The organism is Atribacterota bacterium, assembly GCA_028717805.1.
Taxonomy (GTDB): Bacteria; Atribacterota; Phoenicimicrobiia; order Phoenicimicrobiales; family Stramentimicrobiaceae; genus Stramentimicrobium.
In genome coordinates, this window is record JAQUNC010000050.1 from 1 (window position 1) to 12,781 (window position 12,781).

The window sequence follows — 12,781 nt, forward strand, 5'->3', positions numbered from 1 at the left end:
GGTAAAATACCTTACCAGAAATTTTTAGATGGTAAGCGTAAATTAGCTTTACCATAACCCGGATAAATAGTATCCTATTTCTATAGGAAAGAACTGGATGTGTAAACACATCATGAAAGTAATACAAATGTTGAATACCATTAGAATAATTTTTATCAAGAAAAGGATGTGAAATGAATAAATTATTTGGGACTGATGGCATAAGGGGATTAGCAAATCGATATCCCATGAATGCTGAGCTAGCTTTTAATTTAGGACGTGCTGTCGGTTATTATAACAGAAACAAAAAAAGTAAAAATATACTGATCGGTAAAGATACTAGGATTTCTGGTGATATGATAGAATCTGCAATTACAGCTGGTTTGTGTTCATCTGGTAGTAATGTTTTAGATGCTGGAATTATTACTACTCCCGCTGTTGGCTATTTAACAAAATATTATCAAGTAAATATGGGAGTTGTTATTTCAGCTTCTCATAATCCTTATTATGATAATGGTATTAAACTATTTAAGAATGATGGTTTCAAATTAGATAAACGAAGTGAAAAAAAGATTGAAGAAATTCTTTTTTATGAGAAATATAAAAAAATACAAAATACAGGTAGAAATATTGGCAAGGTAATACCACTGAAAGAAGCAAGAGAAATATATCTAAACTATATTTTTAATACAATTCCAAGAGATTTTAAAAGACCAGAATACAAAATTGTCTTCGATTGTGCTAACGGATCATCTAGTTTAATTATTTCAGAATTGTTTAGCAGATTAAATATGAACTTTATAACTATTAATGATACCCCAGATGGAATAAATATTAACCAGAAATGTGGCTCAACCTATATCAATAATTTAAGAAAGGCAGTTCTAAAAGAAAAAGCTGATCTTGGACTTGCTTATGATGGTGATGCTGACAGGGTTTTGGCAGTTGATGAAAAAGGAGGATTAATTGATGGAGACCAAATAATGGTTATCTATGCTAAAGCTTTTATAAAAGAAGGAAGATTGGGAAACAAAATAGTTGTCACTACTCATATGAGTAATCTGGGATTTGATGAAACAATTAATAAGATTGGTGGTACGGTAGTTAGAACTAATATTGGTGATAAATATGTCTTAAGAAAGATGTTAGAATTGAATTCCTTATTAGGAGGCGAACAATCAGGTCATATAATATTTTTACAATATAGCCCCAATGGTGATGGAATATTAACTACTTTTCAATTATTGGATGCTTTAAATAAAAATAATGAACAGATATCGGTACAGGCTGGTAAAATGAAAAAATATTACCAGAAATTAATTAATTATAAAATTTATAATAAAAAATATCTATTACAAGATGAAAAGTTTAAGAGAATAAATGAAGAAATCAAAAAATATCTTAAAAAAGAGGGAAGGATTTTAATCAGATTTTCTGGAACTGAAAATAAAATTAGAATTCTATTGGAAAGTAAAAAGAAAAAAACAATTACAAAGTGTCAAAAAGCGATTGATGAGTATTTTACCGGTCTACCAAATTATAGTAAAAATATTTTATAATATTAATATATCGTAAACTTAAAAAAATAAAACAAAAGAGATTTAAATTATGTTATAATTAAACTTGATTATATATATTAGGTTGTTTATCAAAGAAGGGGTGATTTTATGGAATATGAATAAAAAATGAATATTAGCGCCTGGACTTATTTATTAATATTGGTTTAAGATAACCAAAAACTAATAATTAAGTCGACGAGGGAGGAGTTAATCGAGATTTCGGCGGATGCTCCTGGATGAGCCAATCCTTAGGTAATTACAAAAATTACAAGTAATTGTAAGGACAAAAAATTACCAGGCTATTATTAGTCCATTAATGCTTAAATAAAATTTATAAATTAATATTGTTAAATAGATCCTCATTATATTTAGAGCAATTAATAATGACTCTAAATGGATTAATAATGAGGATTTTTTATTTAGAAAAAGAAAGGATCAAGATATGTGTGGAATTATTGGCTATATTGGTGATAAAAATGTATTGCCAATTTTAATACAAGGATTAAAAAAATTAGAGTATAGAGGTTATGATTCTGCTGGCATTGCTGTATTGGATAAGAGTAATAAAATCAAGATAAAAAAATGCAAGGGTAGAATAACAAATTTAGAAGGACTTTTAACTAAATGTAACATTGTGGGAAGAATTGGATTAGGTCATACTCGGTGGGCTACCCATGGATGCCCTAGTGATAATAATGCCCATCCTCATTTTTCCAGTAATTCTGAGATTGCGGTTGTTCATAATGGTATTATCGAAAATTATTTAACAATAAAAAATAAATTGATTGCCAGTGGTTTTAATTTTTTATCAGAAACTGATACAGAGGTTATTCCTAATCTTATTCAAAAAAATTATCAGGGGAACCTTACTGAAGCTGTACGAAAATCATTAATACAGATAAATGGTTCTTATGCCATAGGCGTAATTTCCAAACAGGAACCAGATAAAATTGTTGTTGCTAAAAAGTATAGCCCTTTGGTTATAGGTATAGGTGAAAAAGAAATGTATATTGCCTCAGATATCCCAGCATTACTGAATTATACCAAGAAAGTTATTTTTTTAGGTGAAAATGAAATTGCTACTATTAGCAAAGATAGGATACAGATAATTGATTGTAAGGGAAAGGATATCAAAAAGGAAATAATGAATATCGAATGGGACGCTGAGATGGCAGAAAAAGGTGGGTATAAACATTTTATGTTGAAAGAAATATTTCAACAGCCATTAGTTATCAGAGAAAATTTAGAAAAGTATATCTATAAGAGAAGGATTAATCTATCCTGTGTGAAATTTCCTGTAAATAAATTGTATCTAATAGAAAAGATACATATAGTAGCCTGTGGTACTGCATCATATGCCGCACTGGTTGGCAAATATGTCATTGAAAGTTTAACTGGTATCCCAGTAGAAGTTGATTATGCTTCAGAATTTCGATATAGGACTCAAATATTAAATAAAAAAACACTTATGATAATAATCTCCCAGTCAGGTGAAACAGCTGATACTATAGCAGCTATGAATAAATGCCGTGGAAAAGTCCTTTCCACTTTAGCTATTGTAAATGTCAGAGGTAGCACCATTAGCCGGGAAGCAAACCAGGTCATGCATATTAATGCTGGTCCGGAGATTGGGGTTGCCTCAACAAAAGCATTTATTGGTCAATTAATTTCATTATATTTGCTGGCAGTGTTGCTAGGAAAAATAAAAAATAAGATCACAGAACAAGATGAAGTTGAAATTATATCTGAAATGATGAAATTACCTCAAAAAATTGAAATAATTCTTCAACAAAATGATATAATAAAATCAATTTCTCACCAATTTTTAAATTGTAAACACTTTCTTTATTTAGGCAGAGATATTAATTTTCCGATTGCTCTGGAAGGAGCTTTGAAATTAAAAGAAATTTCCTATATTCATGCTGAAGCTTATCCAGCTGGTGAAATGAAACATGGGCCTATTGCCTTGCTTGATAAAAACTTTCCTGTTTTAGCAATAGCATTAAGGGATAAGGTTTATGATAAAATAATTAATAACATCAAAGAAGTAATTACCAGAATGGCCAAGGTAATTGTTATTGCCAGTGAAGGAGATACACAAATTTCAGAAATTGTAGATAAGGTAATATATATACCTGTTGTGGAAAAGATGATTCTCTACCCTATATTATCAGTCATTCCACTTCAGTTATTTGCTTATCATATTGCTGACCAGTTAGGTAGGGATGTGGATAAGCCAAGAAATTTAGCAAAGAGTGTAACTGTGGAATAAAAAGATATAAATCTTATCTGAATAATAAAAATTATCTTTCTCAGATATTTCAAAAACGATTCATAATAAAGGAGAACTTATTATTTATTAAATAAATAGTTTTTTAATAGTAGGTAAAAATGATTATCGGATTAGGAATAGATTTAGTAGAAATAGATAGGATTCAAAATATTATTACAAAATGGAATCTTAATTTTTTGAATAAGGTATACACCTCAAATGAAATAAGCTACTGTGAGCAAAAAAATGAGTATCGCTTCCAGTCTTATGCTGGATACTTTGCAGCAAAAGAAGCCTTGACAAAAGCTATTGGTACAGGTATGCAGGGTATTAAATGGAAAGAAATTGAGATTAGAAAAGATACCTTAGGAAAACCATTTCTTTACCTTTCAGGTCAGGCAAAGAGCATTGCTGTTAAAAGAATGATATCTAATATTAATCTTAGTATTTCTCATACCAGAAAACTAGCCATTGCTCAGGTAATTATTGAAGATTAGTTTTTTTAAATAAAAGGAGGGTGAGATGAAAGAATTATTAGGTTCTATATGGTTAGAAATAAATTTAGATGCAGTTAAATACAACGTACAAAACATTAGGAGATTGATAGGTAAACAAGTAAAAATTATGGGTATTGTAAAAGGAAATGGATATGGGCATGATGCTGTAGAAATATCTAAAATAATTCTAGAACACGGCATTGATCAGCTTGCTGTAGCTAGAATTGAAGAGGCTATTTTTTTAAGAAAAAATAATATCAAAGCTCCAATATTAGTACTGGGAGTATCATTACAAGAACAAATTAAATTATATTTAGATTACCAGATAATGGCTACTATAAGTGATTTATATAATGCCCAAATATTCAATGAACTTGTAGCCAAATCTAATCAAAAAATAAAAGTGCACCTAAAAATTGAAACTGGAATGGGCAGATTGGGCATTAAACCTGCAGAAATAAGAAATATTTTTTCTGAATTGAAAAAGTTACCCAATATAGAAATTGAAGGGATCTATACTCACTTTTCTACTGCTGATGAAATTGATAAGAACTACACATATCAACAATTTAGTCTTTTTAACAAAGCAATTGATTTAATTAAAAATATTAATTTCATATCTAAGCCATTCTTCCATGTTGCCAATAGTGGTGCTATTCTTGATTTACCGGAAACTTGGTTGGATATGGTGCGACCAGGTTGTCTTATATATGGTTTATACCCTTCTAGTAGTGTTAAAAGAGTAATTCAGTTATCTCCAGCATTATCATTTAAAAGTTGTATATCTTTTATAAAAAAAGTTCAAGCCGGCAGTTTTATTGGTTATGGTAAGACTTACTGTGCAAAAAATGAAATTATCGTAGCTACTCTTCCTGTTGGCTATGCCGACGGGTATTCCCGGTTACTATCTAATTTAGGACAGGTAATGTTAAAAGGTAAGATGGCGCCAGTTATTGGCAGAGTTTGTATGGACCAGATGATGATTGATATTACCAATATACCCAAAGCTACTGTTGGCGATGAAGTTGTTCTTTGGGGAGCGCAAAGTGAGGGGAGCATACCTATTGAAAGTATTGCCCAAAAATTAAACACTATAGTTGACGAAGTTGTTCATTTAACAGATAAAGCAAGAGTAGCAAAATTATTTATTAAAGAAGGCAAGCCCTGGAAAATTAAGAATATTTTAGGTGAATTTTATTGTTAAAGATTAGGGTTTAAATTTAAATATTATGTTAAATAAAATTGATAATAATACTAATGAATGTAAATATATTTTTATAAGCAAAAAACCGGAAGAAACCATATATATAGGAACAAAATTAGGGAATTTACTTCTGGATGGTGATTTGATAGCAATAAATGGCGAGCTTGGTGCTGGGAAAACCTGTTTAATTAAAGGTATTGCTCTGGGATTAAAGAGTATGGAAAATATTTCCAGTCCTTCTTTTTCTATTATCAATGAATACATAGGGAGAAGTCCTATTTTTCATTTCGATTTATACAGACTTAATAAGCAGGAAGAAATAGAAGAGCTGGGTTATGAAGAATACTTTTTTGATGAAGGAGTTACTTTAATTGAATGGGCCAATAAAATAAAACATTACCTACCCGAAAAACTGCTATTAATTGATATAATTATGGATTATGATAATGTTCTTACTAGAAAAATTATCTTTGAACCAAGGGGAGAGAGATATAAAAAAATAGTGGAGGATTTAAAAGCTATTGAATATATTGGGAATTGATACGACTACTAAAGTATTAAATCTAGCTATTGTTAACAATGGTGAAATGGTAGTTGATTGTAAAATAAATAAAACAGAAAAGACTCATTCTGTCATTATCCTGCCACTATTAAATAGCATACTTAATTTAACTGGAATTGAACTTAAGAGAATTGAAGGTATTGCTGTTTCTATTGGACCAGGTTCTTTTACTGGCTTAAGAATAGGGCTATCAACTGCAAAAGGACTGGCTTTTGCACTATCTATTCCCATTATTGGCATAAATAGTCTAGAATCTTATGCTTTTGAATGGCTCATTTTACCTGGAATACTGTGTCCACTTATTAAAGCAAGAAGAGGAGAGTATTATTTCTCTCTTTATCTTAATAAAAATAATAATCTAAAACAAATAAGAGATTACCATTGTGAAAAATGGATTAATATAAAACAAGAATTATTAAGATATAAGGATAATATTTATGTTTTTGGTTATGATTTAATAGACATTCTTCAAGAAGAAAAAATAGAAGAATTAAGTAAAATAAATAATATCTATTTCATAAAAAATAATCAAAGTACCGCCAATGCTGTTAATGTAGCTTTAATAGGAGAGAAAAGGATTTTAGAAAAACAGTATGATGATATTTATAGGTTAACACCTTTTTATATTAGTAAATCAGAAGCTGAAATAAAAAAAGATAGAAAATAATTCTACTGCAAGTAAATAAGGGTAATTATATGAAAGACACTATTATTATGGGAATTGAAACATCTTGTGATGAGACATCTGTGGCATTAGTAAAAAATGGAAAATACTTGCTTTCTAACATTATTGCTTCCCAAATGGAAATCCATCAAAGGTATGGCGGTGTTGTACCGGAAATTGCATCCAGAAAGCATATGGAATTTATTATGATTACCTGCAAAGAAGCCCTGGATAAAGCGAAAATAACTTTAAATGATGTTGATGGAATTGCTGTTGTTCCTGGTCCTGGTTTAAAAGGCTCTCTATTGGTTGGTTTAACATTTGCCAAAGCCATTGCTTTTGCTTTAGACAAACCCTTAATTGGAGTAAATCATATCGAAGGTCATCTCTACGCCAACTTCTTAAATAATAAGAAAATAAAAGCACCATTTATTTCTTTAGTTGTTTCTGGTGGACACACTTCTTTAATATTAGTGCATAATGTTGGCCTATACGAGATTATTGGAAGAACAAGAGATGATGCTGCTGGTGAAATCTTTGACAAGATTGCTAAATATTTAGGTTTCAATTACCCGGGAGGTCCAATTATTGAAGAATTGGCTAAGGATGGAAAGGATGATGCTATAAAATTTCCACGACCTCTACTAAATAGTAATGACTTTGACTTTAGTTTTAGTGGATTAAAAACTGCGGTTATCTATTTTCTAATTGAGAAAAAAAAATTCGGTGAACAAGTTAACATTAATGACCTTTGTGCATCTTTTCAGAAGGCAATAATTGATTCTATTAAATTCAAAACACTTGCTGCTGCGCAGAAATATAATATATCCAGCATTATATTAGGTGGTGGTGTTGCTGCAAATGAAAGTTTAAGAAAGGAATTGTTTAAAGACGCTCGGAAGACTAATATTAAAGTATATTACCCACCGAAAGAGTTATGCACTGATAACGCAGCTATGATTGCTTGCGCTGGTTTTTACAAACTAAAAACTGGAATTACTGATTCGTTTGATTTAGAAGTATTTACAGAATAATATAGTCTAAAAAATAAGGATATATTGAGAAATATAGGGATAAAAGGTTTTATAACATTAAAAAAAGCCTAATATAAGTTAAAATGGCTTAAAACAGTATTTGCAAAATAAATATTCATTATATAATATAGTAAAGGACTTTTAGCACTCTCACATTGAGAGTGCTAAATAATTTAAATAATAAAAATATTTTAAGGAGGAATAAATATGGATATAAAAAAGATCAAACCATTAGGTGACCGCATCTTGGTGAAGCCATTACAGGAAGAAGAAAAAACTAGAGGTGGCATTGTATTACCAGATACAGTATCTAAAGAAAAACCTCAAGTAGGTGAAGTACTCGCAGTAGGTCCTGGCCGAACTAATGACGAGGGTAAAATTTTTCCTATGCAATTTAAAAAAGGAGATAAGGTTATCTATGCTAAATACTCAGGAACCGATATTAAAGATGATGACGATGAAGATTATCTTCTTTTAAGTGAAAAGGATATACTGGCTATTCTGGAATAGAATTAAAATAATCTATTTATGTATTTATTATCATAATATTTGATTAAGGAGGAATAATATGGCAAAACAGTTTTTATTTGAAGAAAGCGCAAGAAATGCTCTAAAAAGAGGAGCTGATAAATTAGCAGATAGTGTTAAAATCACTTTAGGACCAAAAGGTAGAAATGTAGTATTGGAAAAGAAATATGGTTCACCTACTATTACCAACGATGGAGTAACTATTGCTAAAGAAATTGAAGTAGAAGATCCTTTTGAAAATATGGGAGCACAGTTTGTAAAAGAAGTTGCTACTAAAACAAATGACATTGCTGGTGACGGAACAACTACTGCAACAGTTTTGGCTCAGAAGATACTTCATGAGGGTTTAAGAAATGTCGCTGCTGGTGCAAATCCAATGATGCTAAGAAGGGGAATTCAGAAGGCGGTAGACAAAGCTGTAGATGAAATTAAAAAATTGAGTATAGATATTAAAGATAAAGAATCCATCGCCAATGTTGCTTCAATTTCTGCTGCTGAACGTGAAATTGGTAATATTATTGCAGATGCTATGGAAAAAGTTGGAAAAGATGGCGTTATTACAGTTGAAGAATCTAAAACTATGGGAACTACTTTAGATGTTGTAGAAGGAATGCAGTTTGATAAGGGTTATATTTCACCTTATATGGTTACTGATGCCGAAAGAATGGAAGCAGCGCTGGAAGATCCCCTAATATTAATAACTGATGCTAAAATTAGCAATATGAAAGGCCTGCTACCAATATTGGAAAAGGTTGCCCAGATGGGCAAACCTTTATTCATAATAGCTGAAGATATTGAGGGAGAAGCTTTGGCAACATTGGTAGTGAATAAAATTAGAGGTACTTTAAATTGTGTAGCAGTCAAAGCACCCGGTTTTGGAGACAGAAGAAAAGAAATGTTAACTGATATAGCAATTGTAACCGGTGGACAAGTTATTTCAGAAGAAGTTGGATTAAAATTGGAGAATGCCGATATTTCCATGCTGGGGACCGCTCATCAAGTTAAAGTGAATAAGGAAGAGACGATTATCGTTGGTGGCAAAGGTGATGTAAAGGAAATTAAAAAAAGAGAGGCGCAAATTAGGACTCAGATTGAAGAAACAACATCAGACTATGATAAAGAAAAATTACAGGAAAGACTCGGTAAACTGGTTGGTGGTGTTGCTGTAATCAATGTAGGAGCTGCTACCGAAACTGAGTTAAAAGAGAAAAAACATAGAGTTGAAGATGCCCTTTCTGCAACTAAAGCAGCCGTAGAAGAGGGAATTGTAGCTGGTGGAGGAACAGTTCTGCTTAACATTATTCCAGCTTTAGAAAATTATAAATTGGAAGGTGAAGAGCAGATTGGTGTTAATATTATTCTAAAAGCATTGGAAGAACCTACTAGACAAATTGCTCAAAATGCTGGATTTGAGGGATCAATAATTGTAGAACAATTAAAACATAAAGAAAAAGGAATTGGTTTTGATGCTGCAGAGGGAGAATTTGTTGATATGGTAAAAAGAGGTATAGTAGATCCCACTAAGGTTACTCGTTCTGCCTTACAGAATGCTGCTAGTATTGCTGGAATGGTACTTACCACCGAGTGTTTGATTGCAGATAAACCTGAAGAAAAGAAAGAACAACCCATGCCTGGTGGAGGAATGCCAGGTGGTGGAGGAATGGGAATGTACTAACTAAGTAAAGAATAAAAATTATTTAATATTTAAATAATTAATACTAATTAATTACAAAAGAATCGCTCTTTTCTAAAAAAAGAGCGATTCTTTTATTTTATAAATAAAGAGTATTAAAATTTTATTTAGAAAGCATCTAATATAATTCTTCTATAGGGTAATATTGGTAACCGAACGTTTCGGCTACTGGTTTATAGGTTACTCTTCCATCTATAATATTAAGTCCTTTGGCAATTGCTGGATTACTAATAATTGCTTTTTGGTATCCTTTTTGTGCAATTTCTAAGGCATAAGGTAACGTAACATTAGTCAAAGCAAAGGTAGATGTGCGAGCAAAAGCACCAGGCATATTGGTAACACAATAATGTAAAACATCATGCATTAAATAAGTTGGATCGCTATGAGAAGTCGGATGGCTTGTTTCAACACATCCCCCTTGATCAATAGCTACATCAACTATGACTGAGTGTTTAGGCATTTTTTTAACCATATCTTCTGTAACAACTTTTGGTGCAGGTGCTCCTGGTATCAACGCTGCACCGATTAAGGCATCAGCATCTTTTAATTCCTCTTCAATGTTAAATTGATTCGAAGCAAGAGTAATAACATTTTTAGGCATTATATCATCAAGGTATTTCAGGCGATCTAAATTAATATCCAAAAGAATAACATTTGCTCCTATACCAGCAGCAACTTTAGCCGCATTGGTACCAACGGTCCCACCGCCAATCACCACTACCTTAGCCGGTTTCACACCGGGTACACCTCCCAACAATACGCCACGTCCACCATAAGGAAGTGATAAATAATAAGCGATAAGGTGGCCAGCTGTTTTACCAGCAACCTCACTCATCGGTGCTAAAAGAGGAAGGGCTCCATCATCTGTTTCTACAGTTTCATAAGCAATACAGATACATTTTTTTTCTATCATGGCTTGAGTTAGCTCACGTGAAGCAGCAAAGTGAAAATAGGTAAATACTATCTGTCCCTCTTTAATAAATGTATATTCAGAAAATAGAGGCTCTTTTACCTTCATTATCATATCTGATTTATGAAAAACTTCTTCAGGTTCCTCTATAATTGAAGCACCAGCTTCTTGATATTCCTGATCTGTTATCCCACTACCCAAACCAGCTGTTTTCTGAATGAAGACCTGATGACCATTCTTTTTAAAAGCTTTTACACCTGCAGGTGTAATAGCCACACGGTTTTCATTATTCTTAATCTCTTTTGGGACACCAATTATCATTATTCTTAGATTCCTCCTTATGAATTAATAGAGAAGGGTAGCATCTAATGCAATTAAAATACTACCCTTCAGGGAAGTTCTTACCCTTGCAGTTCTGGCTTAGAGAAATATTCATTCACCTCTTTAGCTAATATCCCGCTCAAGAAGACAAGCCCGATTAAATTAGGAATAGCCATCAACCCATTAAGAGTATCAGTAAGTAACCAGACAAAGGGTACTTCCACTATTGAACCTAAAAAGGCTAAAACAATAAATAGCCAGGCGTATGGTGTGGTAATAGAAGGACCTAAGATAAAGCGTCCACAGGTCTGGCCATAATAACACCAGGTTAGAAGGGTTGAATAACCAAATAAGAACGAACCAATAGCTACAATAGGTCCACCAACACCCTTCAGAACGGTGGAGAAGGCATGTGCAGTAAGTGCAGTACTGGTAAGGCCAGTTCCCAAAGAATTAGTTACTACAATAACTATAGCGGTCATAGAACAAATGATTAAAGTATCAATCATTACTTCCACTGACCCCATAATGCCCTGACGAACAGGATGTTTGGTTTGGGCTACTGCATGAGCCATGCTAGCACTTCCTAAACCTGCTTCGTTGGAGAATATTCCTCTGGCTACTCCATATCTCATCGCTTGAGCTACCGTTGCCCCAGCAAAACCTCCAAAAGCAGCTCTTCCAGTAAAGGCAGATTTAAATATTTCTCCAATAGCCCAGGGTAGCATATTAATTTTAGCAATTATAATAATTAAAGCACCAACTACATAAAGAATAGCCATAAATGGTACTAATCTTTCGGTAACTTCTCCGATACGTTTAATTCCTCCAATTACTACCAGCCAGGTCAAAAAGGTAAGAATAATACCGGTAATCCAGACTGGTATGTTAAAAACGCTTTGTCCCACCAAAGCCATAGAGTTTGTTTGAACCATACAACCGATACCGAAGGCACATACTGCTCCAAACAAGGCGAACAACCAGCCTAGCCACTTCTGGCCTAAACCCTTGGTAATATAATACATAGCTCCACCAACAAAAACACCGTCTTTATCTTTGATACGGTATTTTACACCCAGAGTGGCTTCCCCTAATTTGGTAGCCATCCCGAATAAGGCAGTTATCCACATCCAGACCGCAGCTCCCGGTCCACCAGCAGCTATAGCGGTAGCTACACCGGCTATATTTCCATTACCTATGGTAGCTGCTAGAGCAGAACAAAGGGATTGAAAAGGAGTTATTTCTCCTTCTCCAAGTTTATCCCTATCCCTTTTAAAGAATCCTGAAAGAGTCACTCTCCAACCATAACCAATCTTTGAAAATTGTACACCTCCTATTCGTATAGTTAAATATATTCCCGTACCTACTAATAAAATCATCATAGGTGGTCCCCAGGCAAAGGCATTAATTTTATCTAACAATTCCATTATTGCTGTCATGTTAAAAAAGCCTCCTTTTTTATTTTTATAAAATTATTAAAATTTTAATCAAATTTTTTAGTCTGGATAATGATTAAAAAAAATAGTTAATTTTATAAACATCTTACATGTAAGAAATA

At 32.5% G+C, this 12,781-nt stretch carries 11 protein-coding genes; 9 read left to right on the forward strand and 2 right to left on the reverse strand.

Features of this window, described 5'->3' with window-relative positions:
- Positions 1 to 173: 173 nt before the first annotated feature.
- From glmM to groL, 9 genes are all read left to right on the forward strand, one after another.
- Entirely contained in the window at positions 174 to 1,538 is a 1,365-nt protein-coding gene (gene glmM / locus PHD84_09415) for a phosphoglucosamine mutase (GenBank protein MDD5638014.1), read from the forward strand.
- Positions 1,539 to 1,980: 442 nt separating this feature from the next.
- Positions 1,981 to 3,810, forward strand: coding sequence for a glutamine--fructose-6-phosphate transaminase (isomerizing) (gene glmS / locus PHD84_09420; GenBank protein MDD5638015.1), 1,830 nt, complete (start codon positions 1,981 to 1,983; stop codon positions 3,808 to 3,810).
- A gap of 119 nt (positions 3,811 to 3,929) precedes the next feature.
- Positions 3,930 to 4,307 (forward strand): holo-ACP synthase, encoded by a 378-nt coding sequence (acpS, locus tag PHD84_09425; GenBank protein ID MDD5638016.1) that lies wholly within the window; start codon positions 3,930 to 3,932, stop codon positions 4,305 to 4,307.
- Positions 4,308 to 4,332: 25 nt separating this feature from the next.
- Positions 4,333 to 5,511: an alanine racemase gene (gene alr, locus PHD84_09430; protein MDD5638017.1), complete on the forward strand. Its 1,179-nt coding sequence runs from the start codon at positions 4,333 to 4,335 to the stop codon at positions 5,509 to 5,511.
- 25 nt (positions 5,512 to 5,536) lie between these two features.
- A complete protein-coding gene (gene tsaE / locus PHD84_09435) occupies positions 5,537 to 6,052 on the forward strand; it encodes a tRNA (adenosine(37)-N6)-threonylcarbamoyltransferase complex ATPase subunit type 1 TsaE (protein MDD5638018.1) in 516 nt (171 codons plus the stop codon).
- A complete protein-coding gene (gene tsaB / locus PHD84_09440) occupies positions 6,033 to 6,740 on the forward strand; it encodes a tRNA (adenosine(37)-N6)-threonylcarbamoyltransferase complex dimerization subunit type 1 TsaB (GenBank protein MDD5638019.1) in 708 nt (235 codons plus the stop codon). Before tsaE ends, tsaB begins: the two co-directional genes overlap by 20 nt.
- A gap of 29 nt (positions 6,741 to 6,769) precedes the next feature.
- Positions 6,770 to 7,771, forward strand: coding sequence for a tRNA (adenosine(37)-N6)-threonylcarbamoyltransferase complex transferase subunit TsaD (tsaD, locus tag PHD84_09445; protein MDD5638020.1), 1,002 nt, complete (start codon positions 6,770 to 6,772; stop codon positions 7,769 to 7,771).
- A gap of 207 nt (positions 7,772 to 7,978) precedes the next feature.
- Entirely contained in the window at positions 7,979 to 8,281 is a 303-nt protein-coding gene (gene groES, locus PHD84_09450; GenBank protein ID MDD5638021.1) for a co-chaperone GroES, read from the forward strand.
- A 58-nt stretch (positions 8,282 to 8,339) separates the two neighbouring features.
- Positions 8,340 to 9,974: a chaperonin GroEL gene (gene groL, locus PHD84_09455; protein MDD5638022.1), complete on the forward strand. Its 1,635-nt coding sequence runs from the start codon at positions 8,340 to 8,342 to the stop codon at positions 9,972 to 9,974.
- Between the two features lie 136 nt (positions 9,975 to 10,110).
- On the opposite strand, the gene ald is transcribed toward groL, so the two are convergent.
- Together ald and PHD84_09465 are read right to left on the reverse strand one after the other, a co-directional pair.
- The gene (gene ald, locus PHD84_09460; GenBank protein ID MDD5638023.1) at positions 10,111 to 11,223 is read right to left on the reverse strand and encodes an alanine dehydrogenase; all 1,113 of its coding nucleotides are present in this window, start codon (positions 11,221 to 11,223) and stop codon (positions 10,111 to 10,113) included.
- 80 nt (positions 11,224 to 11,303) lie between these two features.
- On the reverse strand, positions 11,304 to 12,662 hold the full coding sequence (locus tag PHD84_09465; protein MDD5638024.1) for a sodium:alanine symporter family protein: 1,359 nt from the start codon (positions 12,660 to 12,662) through the stop codon (positions 11,304 to 11,306).
- Between the last annotated feature and the right edge of the window lie 119 nt (positions 12,663 to 12,781).